Annotated in this window: 13 protein-coding genes; 4 read left to right on the top strand and 9 right to left on the bottom strand. The window is 70.0% G+C overall.

Annotation, left to right across the window (positions count from 1 at the left end):
* Positions 1 to 3: 3 nt before the first annotated feature.
* From Q9S71_RS07345 to pxpA, 6 genes are all read right to left on the bottom strand, one after another.
* Positions 4 to 597 (bottom strand): hypothetical protein, encoded by a 594-nt coding sequence (locus Q9S71_RS07345; protein ID WP_311861464.1) that lies wholly within the window; start codon positions 595 to 597, stop codon positions 4 to 6.
* A 181-nt stretch (positions 598 to 778) separates the two neighbouring features.
* Positions 779 to 4654, bottom strand: coding sequence for a DNA-directed RNA polymerase subunit beta' (rpoC, locus tag Q9S71_RS07340; protein WP_311861463.1), 3876 nt, complete (start codon positions 4652 to 4654; stop codon positions 779 to 781).
* A gap of 41 nt (positions 4655 to 4695) precedes the next feature.
* The gene (gene rpoB, locus Q9S71_RS07335) at positions 4696 to 8193 is read right to left on the bottom strand and encodes a DNA-directed RNA polymerase subunit beta (protein ID WP_064003342.1); all 3498 of its coding nucleotides are present in this window, start codon (positions 8191 to 8193) and stop codon (positions 4696 to 4698) included.
* A gap of 268 nt (positions 8194 to 8461) precedes the next feature.
* The gene (locus Q9S71_RS07330; protein WP_311861461.1) at positions 8462 to 9067 is read right to left on the bottom strand and encodes a hypothetical protein; all 606 of its coding nucleotides are present in this window, start codon (positions 9065 to 9067) and stop codon (positions 8462 to 8464) included.
* Between the two features lie 27 nt (positions 9068 to 9094).
* Positions 9095 to 10645, bottom strand: coding sequence for a 5-oxoprolinase subunit B/C family protein (locus tag Q9S71_RS07325; RefSeq protein WP_311861460.1), 1551 nt, complete (start codon positions 10643 to 10645; stop codon positions 9095 to 9097).
* Entirely contained in the window at positions 10639 to 11394 is a 756-nt protein-coding gene (gene pxpA, locus Q9S71_RS07320; RefSeq protein WP_311861458.1) for a 5-oxoprolinase subunit PxpA, read from the bottom strand. The genes Q9S71_RS07325 and pxpA overlap by 7 nt, the downstream gene beginning before the upstream one ends.
* Before the next feature lie 130 nt (positions 11395 to 11524).
* Between pxpA and Q9S71_RS07315 the strand changes: the two genes are divergently transcribed.
* Together Q9S71_RS07315 and Q9S71_RS07310 are read left to right on the top strand one after the other, a co-directional pair.
* The gene (locus Q9S71_RS07315; protein WP_311861457.1) at positions 11525 to 12361 is read left to right on the top strand and encodes an alpha/beta fold hydrolase; all 837 of its coding nucleotides are present in this window, start codon (positions 11525 to 11527) and stop codon (positions 12359 to 12361) included.
* Positions 12362 to 12474: 113 nt separating this feature from the next.
* Positions 12475 to 12996, top strand: coding sequence for a hypothetical protein (locus Q9S71_RS07310; protein ID WP_311861456.1), 522 nt, complete (start codon positions 12475 to 12477; stop codon positions 12994 to 12996).
* Between the two features lie 23 nt (positions 12997 to 13019).
* Here the strand turns inward: Q9S71_RS07310 and Q9S71_RS07305 are convergent, their stop codons facing one another.
* From Q9S71_RS07305 to Q9S71_RS07295, 3 genes are read right to left on the bottom strand one after another with little or no spacing between them, the layout of a single operon-like run.
* The gene (locus tag Q9S71_RS07305; RefSeq protein WP_311861455.1) at positions 13020 to 13967 is read right to left on the bottom strand and encodes a DNA-methyltransferase; all 948 of its coding nucleotides are present in this window, start codon (positions 13965 to 13967) and stop codon (positions 13020 to 13022) included.
* A complete protein-coding gene (gene lplAB / locus Q9S71_RS07300) occupies positions 13964 to 15013 on the bottom strand; it encodes a lipoate-protein ligase LplAB (protein WP_311286190.1) in 1050 nt (349 codons plus the stop codon). The genes Q9S71_RS07305 and lplAB overlap by 4 nt, the downstream gene beginning before the upstream one ends.
* A gap of 4 nt (positions 15014 to 15017) precedes the next feature.
* Entirely contained in the window at positions 15018 to 15920 is a 903-nt protein-coding gene (locus tag Q9S71_RS07295; protein WP_311861454.1) for an alpha/beta fold hydrolase, read from the bottom strand.
* 74 nt (positions 15921 to 15994) lie between these two features.
* On the opposite strand from Q9S71_RS07295, the gene Q9S71_RS07290 reads away from it, so the two are divergent.
* Complete coding sequence (locus Q9S71_RS07290; RefSeq protein ID WP_311861453.1) at positions 15995 to 16441, top strand: MarR family winged helix-turn-helix transcriptional regulator; 447 nt, start codon at positions 15995 to 15997, stop codon at positions 16439 to 16441.
* Positions 16442 to 16449: 8 nt separating this feature from the next.
* A complete protein-coding gene (locus Q9S71_RS07285; protein WP_311861452.1) occupies positions 16450 to 17811 on the top strand; it encodes an MFS transporter in 1362 nt (453 codons plus the stop codon).
* Positions 17812 to 17931 lie beyond the last annotated feature (120 nt).

The raw sequence follows: 17931 nt of genomic DNA, 5'->3' as shown, positions 1-17931 counted from the left end.
CGCTCAGCCTGCGCGCGACCAGACCGCGGCGGCGACGCCGTCCGCGTACTGGGTCGGATGCCACGCCTGCTGCGAGGTCGACACCCACTGCCCGCCGCCGGCCTCGATCGTCTCGAGCAGGTCACCCTCGGTGCGCGAGCAGCGCACGCGGTCACCCTCGGGGGCGCACTCGAACCCGAGCGGCGGCAACGCAGCCGTCGCGATGGCCCCGGCATCCGGCGGCACCGTCGCGACCGTCGTGGAGATCTCGCCTCGCCCGGAGGTCCAGGTGCACGTGACGAGCACCTGCGGCTCGAGTGCGGCCACGAGGTCGGCGGCCGTCGACACCGGCGCATCCGTCGAGGCGACCATCTCGGCACCCTCGGTCCACCGGAGACCGGCCCACGCCGCTTCGTTGTAGAGATCGCGGCAGCCGACGGGGGCCGAGGTCGCCGCAGCGGATGCCGTGGGTTGCGGCACCCCCGCGGCCTCGGAGATCCATCGCGAGGCGGCAGGGAACATCGGCACGGCGAGCACCAGCAGCGTCACGACGATCGCCGCGCTCACGACGCCGACGAACCACGCGAAGCCGGCGTTGCGCCCTCCCACCCCTGCCATGCGTCCCAGGGTAGCCGCCCGGCCCGACCGATCCGCGCCGACGACGCCGAAGGCCCCTGGGGAGATCCCAGGGGCCTTCGGTCAGACGATCACGCCTCGATCAGTTGTTCTCGCGACTTCGTCGCTCGACAACTTCAACCGGCTCGGCCGAGCGAGCAAGCTCGCTCGTCTCTCACCTCAATCAGTTGTAGCTGCCGGGGGTGAAGTCGTCGGTCGAGAAGCTGTCGAAGTCGACGTAGCTCAGGTCGGCGTCGCTGTACGCGCCGTCCGAGGCGAAGATGCGGTTGGGGTACCGCTCGCTCTTGGCCTCCTCCGTCGCCTCGACCACGACGTTGCGGTACTTCGCAAGGCCGGTGCCGGCGGGGATGAGCTTTCCGATGATGACGTTCTCCTTGAGGCCGACGAGCGGGTCGCTCTTGCCCTCCATGGCCGCCTGCGTGAGGACGCGGGTGGTCTCCTGGAACGATGCGGCCGACAGCCACGATTCCGTCGCGAGCGACGCCTTCGTGATTCCCATCAGCTCGGGGCGACCCGAGGCGGGACGCTTGCCCGCCGCGACAGCCTCGCGGTTCATCTGCTGGTAGCGCTTGAAGTCCACCAGCTCACCGGGCAGCAGGTCCGTCTCGCCGTGGTCGACGACCGTGACCTTGCGCAGCATCTGGCGCACGATGACCTCGATGTGCTTGTCGTGGATCGGCACACCCTGCGAGCGGTACACGCCCTGCACGCCGCCGACGAGGTACTTCTGCACCTCGCGGGCACCCTGCACGCGCATGACCTCCTTGGGGTCGAGCGTTCCGACCTGCAGCGGCTGACCGACCACGACACGCTGGCCGTCCTCGACGAGGAGGGTGGCGCGCTTGAGGACCGGGTAGACGTGCGGCTCGTCACCGTTGTCCGGGGTCAGGATGACCTTCTTGGCCTTCTCGGTCTCATCGATCTTGATGACACCGTCGGCCTCGGCGATCGGGGACGCACCCTTGGGGGTACGCGCCTCGAACAGCTCCTGGACACGGGGCAGACCCTGGGTGATGTCGTCCGCCGATGCCGAACCACCGGTGTGGAACGTACGCATCGTCAGCTGGGTACCGGGCTCACCGATCGACTGGGCCGCGATGATGCCGACGGCCTCGCCGATGTCGACGAGCTTGCCGCTGGCCAGCGAACGGCCGTAGCACTTGGCGCACACACCGACAGCGGAGTCACAGGTGAGGACCGAGCGCACCTTGATGCTCTCGATGCCACCGGCGACCAGCTTGTCGATGAGGACGTCGCCCACGTCGTCGCCGGCCTCGGCCAGGACGGTGCCCTGCGCGTCGACGACGTCGGCGGCGAGGGTACGGGCGAACACCGAGTTCTCGACGTTGGCGTCACGCACGAGCGTGCCGTCGGCGCCGGGAGCGGCGATCGTGAACTCGAGACCCTTGGTCGTGCCGCAGTCCTCCTCGCGGATGATGACATCCTGCGAGACGTCGACGAGACGACGGGTGAGGTACCCCGAGTCGGCGGTACGGAGGGCCGTGTCGGCCAGACCCTTACGGGCACCGTGCGTCGCGATGAAGTACTCCGCCACCGACAGACCCTCGCGGTACGAGGAGATGATCGGACGGGGGATGATCTCACCCTTGGGGTTGTTCACCAGGCCTCGCATACCCGCGATGTTGCGGATCTGCAGCCAGTTACCACGGGCACCCGAGCTCACCATGCGGTTGATGGTGTTGTCGGACGGGAAGTTGTCCCGCATCGCCTTCTGGACCTCGTCGGTCGCCTCGGTCCAGATCTTGATGAGCTCCTGACGACGCTCGGCGTCGGTGGTGAGACCCTTCTCGAACTGGCCCTGGACCTTCGCGGCCTGCTTCTCGTAGGCGGCGACGATCTCCTTCTTGTTCGGCGGCGTGAGGACGTCGCTGAGGGCGACGGTGACACCCGAACGGGTGGCCCAGTAGAAGCCGGCGTCCTTGATCCGGTCGAGGGATGCCGCGACCTCGGTCTTCGGGTACTCCTCGGCCAGCTTGTTGACGATCTGCGACAGCTTGCCCTTGTCGGCCTGCTCGCGGACGAACGGGTAGCCCTTGGGGAGCGTGTCGTTGAAGATCGCCTGACCCAGCGAGGCATCCACCAGACCGTGGCGCTCGTAGCCCTCGGGCGCTTCGCCCTCGAGGAACGTCAGACCCGGGACGCGGATGCGGACCTTGGCCTGCAGGTCGAGGGTGCCCTCGTCCTTGGCCAGGATCGCCTCGCCGACGGAGCCGAACACACGGCCCTCACCGGCAGCACCCTCCTTGATGGTCGTCAGGTGGTGCAGACCGATGATCATGTCCTGCGAGGGCAGGGTCACCGGGCGGCCGTCCGACGGCTTGAGGATGTTGTTCGAGGCGAGCATCAGCACGCGGGCCTCTGCCTGAGCCTCGACCGACAGCGGCAGGTGCACGGCCATCTGGTCACCGTCGAAGTCCGCGTTGAAGGCGGCGCAGACGAGCGGGTGGAGCTGGATGGCCTTGCCCTCGACGAGCTGCGGCTCGAACGCCTGGATGCCGAGACGGTGCAGCGTGGGCGCACGGTTCAGCAGCACGGGACGCTCGCGGATGATCTCCTCGAGCACGTCCCAGACCTCGGGACGGGTGCGCTCGACGGCACGCTTGGCGGCCTTGATGTTCTGCGAGTGACCGAGGTCGATGAGGCGCTTGATCACGAACGGCTTGAAGAGCTCGAGCGCCATCTGCTTGGGCAGACCGCACTGGTGCAGCTTCAGCTGCGGGCCGACGATGATGACCGAACGGCCCGAGTAGTCGACGCGCTTGCCGAGCAGGTTCTGGCGGAAACGACCCTGCTTACCCTTCAGCATGTCGCTGAGGGACTTCAGGGCGCGGTTGCCGGTACCCGTGACGGGACGACCGCGGCGGCCGTTGTCGAACAGGGCGTCGACGGCCTCCTGCAGCATCCGCTTCTCGTTGTTGACGATGATCTCGGGGGCACCGAGGTCGATCAGGCGACGGAGACGGTTGTTGCGGTTGATCACGCGACGGTACAGGTCGTTCAGGTCGCTGGTGGCGAAACGGCCACCGTCGAGCTGGACCATGGGACGCAGCTCCGGCGGGATCACCGGGACGACGTCGAGCACCATCGAGGCCGGGCTCATGCCGGTCGACAGGAACGAGTTGACGACCTTGAGGCGCTTGATCGCACGGATCTTGCGCTGGCCCTTGCCCTCGGAGATCTGCAGGTGCAGCGACTCGGCCTCGGCGGCCAGGTCGAAGGCCTCGAGGCGACGCTTGATCGACTCGGCGCCCATGTAGGCCTCGAAGTACTGACCGAAGCGGTCCTGCAGCTCCTGGAAGATGTCGTCTTCCTGCTTGAGCTGACCGACCTCGAGGCCCCGGAACTCGTCCCACATCCGCTCGAGCTTGGCGACCTGCTCGTCGCCGCGCTTGCGGATGGTGGCCATCTCCTTCTCGGCGGCGTCCTTGGCCTTCTTCTTCTGGTCGGCCTTGGCGCCCTCCGCCTCGAGGGCGGCGAGCTCGTCTTCCAGCTTCTGGAGGCGGTCGGCGACACGGGCGTCGCGACGGTCGGCGATGTTCTTGATCTCGAGGCGGAGGTTCGCCTCGTGGGTCGGCAGGTCGCGGTGGCGTGCGTCCTCGTCGACCGAGATCACCATGTAGGCGGCGAAGTAGATGACCTTCTCGAGGTCCTTCGGCGCCATGTCCAGCAGGTAGCCCAGGCGCGAGGGGACGCCCTTGAAGTACCAGATGTGGGTGACGGGGGCGGCGAGCTCGATGTGGCCCATGCGCTCACGACGGACGGAGGACTTGGTGACCTCCACGCCGCAGCGCTCGCAAACGATGCCCTTGAAGCGGACGCGCTTGTACTTGCCGCAGGCGCACTCCCAGTCGCGGGACGGTCCGAAGATCTGCTCTCCGAAGAGGCCGTCCTTCTCGGGCTTCAGCGTGCGGTAGTTGATGGTCTCGGGCTTCTTGACCTCGCCGAAGGACCAACGACGGATGTCGTCGGCGGTGGCGAGACCGATACGAAGCTGATCGAAGGTGTGTGACTCGAGCACTGATTCTCCTGTGTCGGAATTCTGTTCGTTGCCGGTGCGGGTCAGATCTCGTCGATCGACGTCGACTCGAACCGGGTGGAGATGTTGATGCCGAGCTCCTCCGCTGCGCGGAAGGCCTCGTCGTCACTGTCGCGCAGGTTGACCTCGGTGCCGTCGGCCGAGAGGACCTCGACGTTCAGGCAGAGGGACTGCATCTCCTTCATGAGGACCTTGAACGACTCCGGGATGCCGGGCTCCTGGATGTTCTCGCCCTTGACGATGGCTTCGTAGACCTTGACGCGTCCCACGATGTCGTCGGACTTGATCGTCAGCAGCTCCTGCAGTGCGTATGCGGCACCGTAAGCCTCGAGCGCCCAGACCTCCATCTCACCGAAGCGCTGGCCACCGAACTGGGCCTTACCGCCGAGCGGCTGCTGGGTGATCATCGAGTAGGGGCCCGTCGAGCGTGCGTGGATCTTGTCGTCGACGAGGTGGTGCAGCTTCAGGATGTACATGTAGCCGACCGAGATCGGAGCCGGGAACGGCTCGCCGGAGCGACCGTCGAACAGCTTCGCCTTGCCCGAGCTGTCGATGAGACGCTCGCCGTCGCGGGTGGGGTTCGTCGAGTCGAGCAGACCCGCGATCTCCTCCTCGAACGCACCGTCGAACACCGGGGTCGCGACCTTCGTGCCGGGCGCGGCCTCGCGGGCCTGCTCGGGCAGCTTCGCAGCCCACTCGGGCGAACCGTCGACCTTCCAGCCCTGCTTGGCGACCCATCCGAGGTGGGTCTCGAGGACCTGGCCGAAGTTCATTCGACCGGGGATGCCGAGGGGGTTCAGGACGACGTCGACCGGGGTGCCGTCGGCGAGGAAGGGCATGTCCTCGACGGGCAGGATCTTCGCGATGACACCCTTGTTGCCGTGGCGGCCGGCGAGCTTGTCACCGGCGGTGATCTTGCGCTTCTGGGCAATGTAGACCACGACGCGGCGGTTGACGCCCGAGCCGAGCTCGTCGTCGCCGTCCTCGGCGTTGAACTCCTTGACGGCGATGATCGTGCCCTGCTCACCGTGGGGCACCTTCAGCGAGGTGTCACGGACTTCGCGGCTCTTCTCGTTGAAGATCGCGCGGAGCAGGCGCTCCTCAGCCGACAGCTCGGTCTCACCCTTGGGCGTGACCTTGCCGACGAGGATGTCGCCGGGACGCACCTCGGCGCCGATGCGGATGATGCCGCGCTCGTCGAGGTCCTTCAGCAGGTCGGGGCTGACGTTGGGGAGGTCACGGGTGATCTCCTCCTTGCCGAGCTTGGTGTCGCGCGCGTCGACCTCGTACTCCTCGATGTGGATCGAGGAGAGGGTGTCGTTCTTCACGAGCTCCTGGCTGAGGATGATGGCGTCCTCGAAGTTGTGTCCCTCCCACGTCATGAAGGCGACGAGGAGGTTCTTGCCGAGGGCGAGCTCGCCGTTCTCCGTGGCGGGGCCGTCGGCGATGACCTCGCCGACCTCGACGCGGTCGCCGGCCGAGACCACGACGCGCTGGTTGTACGAGGTGCCCTGGTTGGAGCGGTCGAACTTGCGCAGGAAGTAGTCCTGCGTGCCGCCCTCGTCGAGCTGGACGGTGACGACGTCGGCCGAGACCTCGGAGACGACACCGGCCTTCTCGGCGGTGAGGACGTCACCGGCGTCGATGGCCGCGTAGCCCTCCATACCCGTACCGACGATCGGCGACTCGCTGCGCAGCAGCGGGACGGCCTGACGCTGCATGTTCGCACCCATGAGGGCGCGGTTCGCGTCGTCGTGCTCGAGGAAGGGGATGAGCGAGGTCGCGACCGACACCATCTGGCGCGGCGAGACATCCATGTAGCCGATCTCGTCGACCGGGAACAGGTCGACCTCGCCACCCTGACCGCGACGGGCGAGGATGCGGTCGTTGACGAACGTGCCGTCGGCGTTGAGCTCGACACCGGCCTGCGCGACGACGTAGTCCGCTTCTTCGGCGGCCGTCAGGTAGTCGATCTGGTCGGTGACCTTGTTGCCCACGACACGGCGGTACGGCGTCTCGATGAAGCCGAACGCGTTGATGCGCGCGAACGATGCGAGCGAACCGATCAGGCCGATGTTCGGGCCTTCCGGGGTCTCGATCGGGCACATGCGGCCGTAGTGGGAGGGGTGGACGTCGCGGACCTCGACGCCGGCACGCTCACGCGAGAGACCGCCGGGGCCGAGCGCCGAGAGGCGACGCTTGTGGGTCAGACCCGCGAGCGGGTTGTTCTGGTCCATGAACTGCGACAGCTGCGAGGTTCCGAAGAACTCCTTGATCGCGGCCACGACGGGGCGGACGTTGATCAGGGTCTGCGGCGTGATCGCCTCGATGTCCTGCGTGGTCATGCGCTCGCGGACGACGCGCTCCATGCGGGACAGACCGGTGCGGACCTGGTTCTGGATGAGCTCGCCGACGGCGCGGATGCGACGGTTGCCGAAGTTGTCGATGTCGTCGACGTCGAGGCGGATCTCGGCGGGCTTGCCCGCGCGGACACCGTCGTAGCTGACGTCACCGCGGTGCAGGCGGACGAGGTACTTGATCGTCGCGACGATGTCCTCGACGGTCAGGACCGAGTCGCTGAGCGGCTTGTCGATGCCGAGCTTCTGGTTGATCTTGTACCGACCGACCTTGGCCAGGTCGTAGCGCTTCGGGTTGAAGTAGAAGTTGTCCAGCAGCGCGCGGGCGGCCTCGGCGGCGACCTGCTCGCCCGGACGGAGCTTGCGGTAGATGTCGCGGAGCGCGTCCTCCTTGGTGAGGATCGTGTCCTTCTCGAGGGTCTCCTCGATCGAGCTGAAGCCCGCGAACTCCTGCATGATGTCCTCGCTCGACAGGCCCAGGGCCTTGAGGAAGACGGTGACGGACTGCTTGCGCTTGCGGTCGATGCGCACGCCCACCTGGTCGCGCTTGTCGATCTCGAACTCGAGCCAGGCGCCGCGGCTCGGGATGACGCGCGCCGAGACGATGTCCTTGTCGGAGGTCTTGTCGGGCGTCTTGTCGAAGTAGACACCCGGCGAACGCACGAGCTGCGAGACGACGACGCGCTCGGTTCCGTTGATGATGAAGGTGCCCTTGGCGGTCTGGAGCGGGAAGTCGCCCATGAAGACCGTCTGCGTCTTGATCTCACCGGTGAGGTGGTTCATGAACTCGGCCTCGACGTAGAGCGGGGCGGCGTAGGTCTTGCCGCGCTCCTTGCACTCCTCGATGGAGTACTTCTCGGGCTCGAGGTAGGGGTTGGTGAACGAGAGCTGCATCGTCTCGCCGAGGTCCTCGATCGGCGAGATCTCCTCGAAGATCTCCTCGAGGCCGCTGATCTCGGGCACATCGGTGCGGCCGGCGGCCTGCGCCTCGGCGACGCGTGCCTTCCACGCCTCGTTGCCGACGAGCCAGTCGAACGACTCGGTCTGCAGCGCCAGAAGGTCGGGGACCGTCAGCGTGTCGGAGATCTTGGCGAACGAGAGGCGGGATGCCCCGCGGCCGTTCTTGGTGGTGGTGGTGGAAGTTGCGTTGCGCGCAGCAGCCAAGGGAATTACCTCCGTGAGCCCGGGGAGGGCTGGTTTTCCTTGTCGTCAGGTGGAGTACTCCCGCATCCGACACCTGCGGCGCGCGCCGACGGGAACCGTCGGGGGCGCAGGCACAAGCCGACCACCATATGAGGGCAAGTAGAGGGGAGCGCAACTACCCACTATAGGACGGACGACGCGCCGTGTCCAGTCGGATCGTTGACGACTTTCGGATGCTGCGGTATAACTCGCGCCCGGTCGGCGCCGCTCAGCCCCCCGGCTCCGCCGCTCAGACCCACTGCCAGGTCGCGAGAACGGACATCGCGAGCGCGTCGCGATCCTCCTGCGGCACGTCGACGCTCGAGGAGAAGGTGACGATGTAGGTCTGCCCCGCGTCGACGAGGTAGTACTGGTCGATCACGTACGGGACCTCCCCCGTCGACACGGTCGCCGTGAGGTGCGCGGACTCGGAGCCCGCCGCGGTCACCCGGTCGAGGGTCTGCACGTCGGTGGCGCCGGCGCCCTCGAGTTCGTCGATGCCGCTCTGCTCGACCTGGTCGGAGGTGACCTCGCCGCCGGGCGAGACGAGGATGTTGACGTTGTCGGGGTAGTCGTCGTCGTCCTGGAGGTCGGCGGCGAACGTCGTGGGGTCGAATCCGTCGGGGGCGCCGTCGGGGAAGCCCCAGCCGTCGGGGAGGCGGAACGTGTACTCGTCGGTCGCGACCTCCGTTCCGGTGGCGGGGGCGAACTCGACGGCTTCCGTCTGCTGCGGCGAGACCTCCTGCGTTTCGGCGGGCGGCGCGGACTCGGCGGTGCATCCGGTCAATCCCACCGCGGCCGCCGATCCCAGGGCGGCGGCGAGCGCGAGTGCGACGGAGACGCGACGGAACGACATGCGGCCGACCCTACGCGCCGGCGGCGATCACCGCCGAGGGCTTGCGCTGCGGAGCCGAAGGTGAGAACCGGGTCGGGCCTGGGCGAGCGCCGCGCGTCCCGCGGCGGTCACCACGCCGATCACGGGGTACCCGCCGGTCACCGGTCCGTCCGGCCCGAGGACGACCGGCAGACCGTCCGGCGGCACCTGGACGGCGCCGGGCAGCATCCCCTCGCTCGCGAGCTCCCGGGAGGCGGCATCCGCCGTCCGCGCCAGCGGCGGACCGTCGAGACGGATGCCGACACGGTCGGCGCGGGCGCCGACGACCCACGTCGTCTCGAGGAACGCCCGCCGCGCCGCCGGGGTGAAGCAGTCGGCGCGGGGACCGGCGGCGACGGGGACGTCGATCACGGTCGGCGGCGGCGTCCACGGCCACAGGTCGACGGGTGGGACGGGATGCCGGGCGGCATCCGCCGTCGCGATGCCGTCGCCCGCGCGCAGCGGTGCGGGTCCGAGGCCCGCGAGCGTGTCGGTCGCGACCGATCCGAAGACGGGATGCCCCGCGACGCCGCCGCGGATCGCGAGCAGCGCGCGGACCCCGGCGCGGAAGGTGCCGATCGACAGGTCGGTGCCGGCGGGCCAGAGCACCGGGCGATACGGGTCGACCTCGCGCCCGGCGACGTGGACGCTCCCCCACGCCCCGGTGACGGCGATCCAGAGATCTCGGGTCGCGGTCGCGCGGAAGCCGCCCAGGGTCACCTCGATCGCGGCGGCGCCCGGTACGTTGCCGACGAGCCGGTTCGCGGCGGCGAGCGCCGGGCGGTCGGCGGCGCCGGAGCGTGCGACACCGTCGACGAGCGCGCCGGGGCGACCGGCATCCTGCACCGTCGCGAACGGGCCGGGGTCCTGCACGACGGCGGCCGGGCGCTCGACCCGGGGGACGGCGGAGGCCGCGCCCGCGGTGAGCGCAGCGGCGGCGACGCGTCGGAACCGCACGCGGGCGCCGGGGCGCAGGAGCACGGGGGTGTCGGCGAGCGGGTCGAACAGGGGCGCGGCGGTCGCCCCGATGAGCTGCCAGCCGCCGGGGGTCTCGCGCGGGTAGGCGCCCGTGAACTCCCCCGCGAGGGCGACGGACCCCTGCGGCACCCGTGCGCGGGGGGTCGCGCGGCGGGGGACCTCGATGCGCCAGTCCGCGCTGACGAGGTACCCGAACCCGGGGGCGAACCCCGTGAAGGCGACCGTCCAGCGCGCCGCGAGGTGGCGCGCGACGAGCTCCCCGGCGCCGATGCCGAGCAGCGTCGCCGTCTCGTCGAGGTCGGGGCCGTCGTAGACGACGGGGATCTCGATCTCCTCCGCAGGCGCCGGTTCACCGGGCGCGGCGGGTGCGCCGGCGGCATCCACTCCCTCGATCCACCGGCGCGCGGCCGCGAGCGGGAGGGCGGCCGGGTCGACGTGGATGAGCACCGTCCGCGCGGCGGGGACGAGATCGCGCACCCCGCGGGGCCGGCTCGCCACCAGGGCGGCGTGGAGCCCGAGCACCTCGGCGAGCGTGTCGACCTCGACGAGCAGCGCGCTGTCGCCGAACGGGCGGATCACCACGGCGCGCGCACCTCGACCCCCGCGGCGTCGAGCGCCGCGCGCACGGCCCGCGCCATCGCGACCGAACCCGTGGTGTCCCCGTGGAGGCAGAGTGATGCCGCGTCGACGGCGAGGACCGAGCCGTCCACGGCCTCGACACCGCCGCCCGTCGCGAGGCGCACGGCGCGCGCGGCGACGACCTCGGCGTCGTGCAGCAGCCCGCCCGGGTCGGTGCGCGGCACGAGGGTGCCGTTCGGCAGGTACCCGCGGTCGAGGAACGCCTCGAGGAGGAACGGGATGCCGCGCCTCGCGGCCGCGTCGGCGATCGCCCCCGGCATCCCGAGCAGCGGCAGCGCGCGACCGAGGTCCGCGGCCACGTCGGCGACGGCGTCGGCGACCGCCTCCGCCGTCTGCGGATCGGCGGAGACCGCATGGTAGAGCGCCCCGTGCGGCTTGACGTAGCGGAGGTCCGCACCGGCGGACACGAGGGCGGCGACCTGCGTCCGCACCTGGTCGCGGAGGACCTCGGTCGGGACGGCGAGCCGCACGCGCCCGAACCCGGCACGGTCGACGAAGGACGGGTGCGCCCCCACGGCGACGCCCCGCGCCGCCGCCCGCCGGACGGCATCCCGCATCGAATCGGCGTCGCCCGCGTGACCGCCGCACGCGACGGAAGCGCTGGAGACGACGGCGAACATCGCCTCGTCGTCGGCCGTCGGCACGCCGTCGACGGTCTCGCCGAGGTCCGCGTTGAGGTCGATCGCCGCCATGAGGCAACGCTAGCGGCGGGGAACGGTGAACGGCGGGCGAAGGATCCCGTCAAGCTCTGGCCGCGACCGGACCGGGGCCGTAGCGTCGGGATGTCGCCGGACGACCGTTCCGGCGGGAAGGAGCGCCACCGTGGCGTATATCACCGTGGGGACCGAGAACTCGGTCGACGTCGACATCTTCTACACGGATCAGGGGTCGGGACAGCCCGTCGTGCTGATCCACGGCTTCCCCCTCAACGGGGAGTCGTGGGGCAAGCAGCAGGCCGCGCTGCTCGAGGCCGGCTACCGCGTCATCGCCTACGACCGGCGCGGGTTCGGCGCCTCGACGAAGACCGCGTCGGGCTCTGACTACGACACCTTCGCCGCCGACCTGCACGCCCTCATCGAGGAACTCGAGCTCACCGACGCCGTCCTCGTCGGCTTCTCGATGGGCACCGGGGAGATCGCGCGCTACCTGTCGCGCTACGGCGCCGACCGCATCGCGAAGGTCGCCTTCCTCGGCTCGCTCGAGCCGTGGCTGCTGAAGAACGACGAGAACCCCGACGGCGCGGGCGACCAGGCTTTCTTCGACGGCACCGCCGCAGCCGTCGCCGAGGACCGGTACGCCTTCCTGACCGGCTTCTTCCAGGACTTCTACAACCTCGACGACTACCTCGGGAACCGCATCTCGCAGGAGGCGCTCGACGCCTCGGTCGCCGTCGCGAACCAGGCCGGCAACGCCGCGATCGCCGCCGCCCCGCTCACGTGGGCGACCGACTTCCGCGGCGACATCCCCGCCGTCACCGTGCCGGCGCTCATCCTGCACGGCACCGCGGACAACATCCTCCCGATCGACGCCACGGCGCGCCGCTTCCGGGAACTCCTGCCCGAGGCGACCTACGTCGAGATCGACGGCGCGCCGCACGGCCTGCTGTGGACCCACGGCGCCGAGGTCAACGAGGCGCTGCTCGCGTTCCTGCAGGGCTGAGCCGCGCACACGGCGTCCGGGACGGTGTTCCGTCCCGGACGCCGTGTCTCGATCCGATGGTGGAACCGGCGGACGGGTCGTGTCACGATGAGGGCACGAGCGAGGGGGTCGCGATGACGGATGCCGCAGTGCAGGAGACGTCGACGGGCAAGAGCATCGTCATCGATCACGGGATGAGGTGGCGCCTCGCCCGCGACCACCAGCGGACCAAACAGACGGGGCTGTGGGTCGGCGGCATCCTGATCCTGCTGGTCTACGGCTTCGGGCTGTTCGCGCTCAACGGGAACGTCCGCTCCCTGGTCATGGCCGCGTTCTGGGGACTGCTGATCGCGATCGGCTTCGTCGCGATCCGCCACCTGGGCACGCAGAAGCTCACCCGCGTCATCGAGGGGCTCTACCCCGCCGGCGACCGACTGACCGTCGCCGTCACCGAGTCCGGGCTGACCGTTACCACGTCAGCCACGAGCCTGACGGTCGCGGCATCCGCTCTGTGGCGCATTTCGACGGGGCCGCACTCGGTCCGGGTGCGGGTCCACGGACTGACCGGGCCGGCGATCATCCTGCCGCGCGAACTGCTGGACGACGCCGACATCGCGCGGCTGCGCGCGATGTCGCCCCGCATCCGTCGGGGCTGACGCGCCGGGGTCGAGGCACCGGATCAGCCGACGACGACCGCCTCGGGGATGCGCGTGCGCATGACGGCGAGCGCGTCGGCGCTGTGGTCGACGAGGACGGCGTCGCGGCCGAGCGCGTCGGCGACGGCGCCGGTTGTCCCCGAGCCCGCGAACAAGTCGAGCACGCGGTCCCCCGGACGGCTCGACGCCTGCACGATCCGCCGCAGGATCCCCTCGGGCTTCTGCGTCGGGTAGCCCGTCTTCTCGCGCCCCGACGTGGGGACGATCGTGTGCCACCAGACGTCCGTCGGCAGCTTGCCGCGCGCCGCCTTCTCGGGGGTCACGAGGCCCGGAGCCATGTAGGGCTCTCGGTCGACGGCATCCGAGTCGAAGAAGTAGGCGGACGGGTCCTTCACGTAGACGAGGATCGTGTCGTGCTTGCTCGGCCAGCGCTTGCGGGACTTCGCGCCGTAGTCGTAGGCCCAGATCAGCTCGTTGAGGAAGCAGTCCCGACCGAAGACGGCGTCGAGCATGACCTTCGCGTAGTGGGCCTCGCGGTAGTCGAGGTGCAGGTACAGCGTCCCGTCGTCCTTCAGCAGCCGCCACGCCTCACGCAGCCGCGGCTCGAGGAAGCCCCAGTAGTCGTCGAACCGGTCGTCGTACAGCCGTAGCGCGCCGCGCGTGCGGGCGTAGGACGTGCCGCGGAACCCGCCCTTGACGGGGCCTGCCGGCGGGGCGGGGGCGTCCGGGTCGGGCACGAGGTGTTCGGTATTCAGTCCCGACCGGGCAGGCCCGGCTCCCGGGGCGCGGGGATCCGGGGATGCCGACGCCGCGGCATCGGCTCGGGACTGAACACGCAGCGCGGACTCGATCGCCCGCTCCTGGGTGCGGCCGGTGTTGAACGGCGGGTCGAGGTACACGAGCGCGAAGGAGGCGTCCGGCAGGCGCCGGGCGACCTCGAGATTGTCGCCGAGATGGATCTCGACGGTCACGGGACGCGGCGCAGCCAGGCGTCCGTCGAGAACTTCGACTCGACGAGCGCCTCGGCCTCGGCGTACTCCTCCTCGGAGATCGAGCCCGGCTTCGCGCCGTACAGCGACGTGAACGTCTCCTTGAAGCGCTCGATGATCTCGGCGCGGGGCAGCCCGGTCTGGCTGCGCAGCGGGTCGACGCGCTTCGCGGCAGACGCCGTGCCCTTGTCCGAGAGCTTCTCGCGCCCGATGCGCAGAACCTCGGTCAGGACCTGACCATCCATGTCGTAGCTGAGGGTGGCGTGGTGCAGCACTCCCCCGTTGGCGAGGCGCTTCTGCGCCGCACCGCCGATCTTGCCCTTCGACGAGGCGATGTCGTTGAGCGGCTGGTAGGTCGCGTCGATGCCGAGCGAGCGCAGCGCGTGCAGCACCCAGTCGTCGAGGAACGCGTACGAGTCCGCGAAGGTCATCCCCGCGACGAGGGATGCCGGCACGTACAGCGAATACGTGACGATCGAGTTCGCGGCCATGAGCATGGCCCCGCCGCCGGAGATGCGGCGGACGACCTGGAAACCGTGCTTCGCGGCCCCCTCGGGGTCGACCTCGTTGCGGTACGACTGGAACGAGCCGATGACGACGGCGGACTCGTCCCATTCCCAGATGCGCAGGGTCGGCGTGCGGCGCCCGTCGCCGACTCGCGTCGTGAGCACCTCATCGAGGGCGAGGTTCATCGCCGGCGAGACCGCCTTCTCGTGGACGACCTCCCACTCGAACTCGTTCCAGCCGGGGGCGACGATGAGCGCGCGGCGCACCGCGGTGGCGACCGACTCGGGCGTGAAGCCGAGCAGCTGCGCGCCCTCGGGCAGCGCGCCGCGGACGGCGGCGGCGATCGTCGCGACGTCCGCCTCGACGGGGAGCCCCGTGACCGCCGCGTCGATGTCGGCGAGCGCGTCGTCGGGCTCGAGGAAGAAGTCGCCCGCCAGGTGGAAGTCCGCGATGCGGCCGTCGGCCACCTCGAGATCGACCACGACCAGCTTGCCGCCAGGGACCTTGTACTCGCCGTGCATGGTCCTATTCTCCCGTCTCCGCAGCCGGCCCGGTCGCGTCGGCGGGGACGGCTGCCGCGTCGCGCCGCGCGATGCGCGCGTCCAGCCACGCGAGCAGGTCGGCGCGCGCCTCGGCAGCGCAGTGTTCGTTGAAGATCTCGTGCCGCGCGTCGGGGTAGACGAGGGTCGTGACGTCGGTGAGTCCCGACCGGGTGCGGTAGGCGTCGGCGAGGCGGTGCACGCTCCGCGGGCCGCCGACGGGATCGTCGCGCCCGACCATGAGGAGGACGGGCAGATCGACCCCGAGGTCGCGCTTCGGCTTGCCGAGGAGACGCACGGTGTCGGCCGGGCCGAACAGCGTCGGCAGCGGGACCATCGTTGTGAGCGGGTCATCGAGGAACGCGCGGCCGACCGCGGCATCCGTCGACAGCCATTCGACACCCGTCGCGTCGGCACCCGCCCAGCGCTTGTTGAGGGGCGCGGCGTTGAGGGCGCCCGGCCACAGAAGCGACGAGCCGGAGAGCACCAGCGCGTCGTAGGCGCGCGGGTCGGCGTTCACGAGCTTCTGCGCGAGGAACGACCCCCACGAGTGCCCGAGGAGCACGAGCGGCAGGTCGGGGTGGCGGCCGCGGATGATGCCGGTGAACTGCCGGCACGCGGCGATCGCGGCGCGCAGGCCCCCCGGCCCCAGGCGACCCAGACGGGAGTGGTCGCCGTCGTGCTGGCGCAGTCCGGTGCGGCCGTGGCCGCGGTGGTCGTCGGCGTAGACGGTGAACCCGTCGGCGGTGAGCGCGGCGATGAGGGCGGCGTAGCGGCCGGCGTGCTCGCCGACGCCGTGCAGCAGTTGGACGACGCCCCTCGGCGTCCCCTCGGCGGGGTGGACGTCGTAGACGATCGCGATGCCGTGTGCATCGATGAACTCGGGCATGGCTCGAATCCTAGGGCCGATCGGATGCCACGCTCCGAGCCGTTAGCCAGACTAATGAGCTATGCTAATGAAACATGAGCGACGCGACCGGTGACCAGACCCAGGACCTCGCTCACGCGGCATCCGATTTCCGCATGGCGACCTTCCGGCTCGCGCGGCGCCTCCGCTCGCAGCGCGCGGTCGACACGATGAGCGACGGTCAGTTCGCCGTGCTCGCGGCGCTCAAGGTGCACGGTCCGCACACGCTCGGCGAGCTCGCGGAGCGCGAGCGGGTGTCGGCGCCCTCGATGAACCGCACCGTCAACTGCCTCGAGGAACTCGGATACCTGAGCCGAACGCCCGACGAGAACGACCGCCGCAAGGTGGTCATCGAACTCACCGACAGCGGACGGGAGGTCGTCGTCGAGACGGTCCGGCGGCGCGACTCCTGGCTGGAGCACGCCTTCGAGGACCTGACCGCGACCCAGCGCGCGACCCTGGTGAAGGCCGCCGCGATCATGCAGGAGGTGGCCGAGCGATGAGTTCCGCGATGTTCCGCTCCTTCTCCGTCTTCAACTACCGCGTCTGGTTCATCGGCGCCCTCGTGTCGAACGTGGGCGCGTGGATGCAGGCGACGGCGCTCAGCTGGGTCGTGCTGACGCAGCTCACCGACAACGACGCGACTGCCATGGGTGTCACGATGGCGCTGCAGTTCGCGCCGCCCCTGCTGCTCGTGGGCGTGACCGGGCTCGTCGCCGACCGCTTCGACCGCCGCAAGCTGCTCTTCGTGACCCAGGGCTCGCTCATGGTGCTCGGGCTCACGATCGGCGTGCTGCTTCTGCTCGGCGCGATGAACCTGTGGACGATGTACGCCTTCGCCTTCGCGCTCGGCGTCGTCGCCGCGTTCGACAACCCGACCCGGCAGGCGTTCGTCTCCGACCTCGTCGCGCGCGAGAACGCCTCGAACGCGGTCGCCCTGAACGCGGCATCCTTCAACACCGCCCGCATGATCGGACCCGCCGTCGCCGGTCTCGTCATCGTCGCCGTCGGCACCGGCTGGGTGTTCCTCGTCAACGCGCTGACGTTCCTCGCGATGCTCGTGGCCCTCCTGCTCATCCGACCCGCGGAGCTCGCCCCGCGACCGAAGCTGCGGAGCGCCGCGCGGATGGCCGACGGGCTGCGCTACGTCGGCGGCCGACCCGACCTGGTCGTGACGTTCATCATGGTGTTCCTGCTCGGCGCCTTCGGCATGAACTTCCCGATCCTCGCCTCGACCATGGCTCTCGAGTTCGGCCAGAACGCCGACGGCTACGGCGTGCTCAGCTCGATCCTCGCGATCGGGTCGCTCGCCGGCGCCCTGCTCGCGGCGCGACGCGACCGCGCCCGGCTACGCCTGGTCATCGGCGGACTCGGGCTGTTCGCGATCGCCTCGGTGCTCTCGGCCGCGATGCCCGTCTACCTCGCCTACGCCGCGACCCTCATGTTCATCGGGTTCGCGACGGTCACGACCCTCACCACGGCGAACGGCTACGTGCAGACGACGACCGAGCCGGCCCTGCGCGGGCGCGTGCTCGCGCTCTATATGGCGATCCTCATGGGCGGCACCCCGTTCGGCGCCCCCATCGTCGGCTGGGTGGCCGACGCGTTCGGACCGCGCGCTGCGATCCTGCTCGGCGCCGCTGCGGCGCTGGTCGCCTTCTGCGTCGGCGGCGGCTGGCTGCTGTTCTCGGGACGCCTGCACCGCCACGAGACGCGCCGCTTCGCGATGACGATCGACGAGACCCGTCCGATCAGCGTCGTCGCGCCCGAGGAGTTCAGCGACGAGGTCGCCGCGACGACGCCGATCCGACTGCCCGAGGGCGGCGACGTCGTCCCCGGGCGAGCGGATGCCGCGACACGACGCGGACGCTGAGGTCGGGCGCGCTGAGTTGGGGCGCGGCGCCGGCGGCAGTTCCGGGGACGCGAAGTGTCGGGTCGGCGTGCGTGAGGCGACGAATCGGGTCCCCGGAGCAGGGGGCGCGGGGATAACGGA

Source organism: Microbacterium gawkjiense, from assembly GCF_031932225.1.
GTDB classification, from domain to species: domain Bacteria; phylum Actinomycetota; class Actinomycetes; order Actinomycetales; family Microbacteriaceae; genus Microbacterium; species Microbacterium gawkjiense.
The sequence above is the reverse complement of the archived record's forward strand: the minus strand, read 5'-3'. Positions and strand labels throughout refer to the sequence as shown.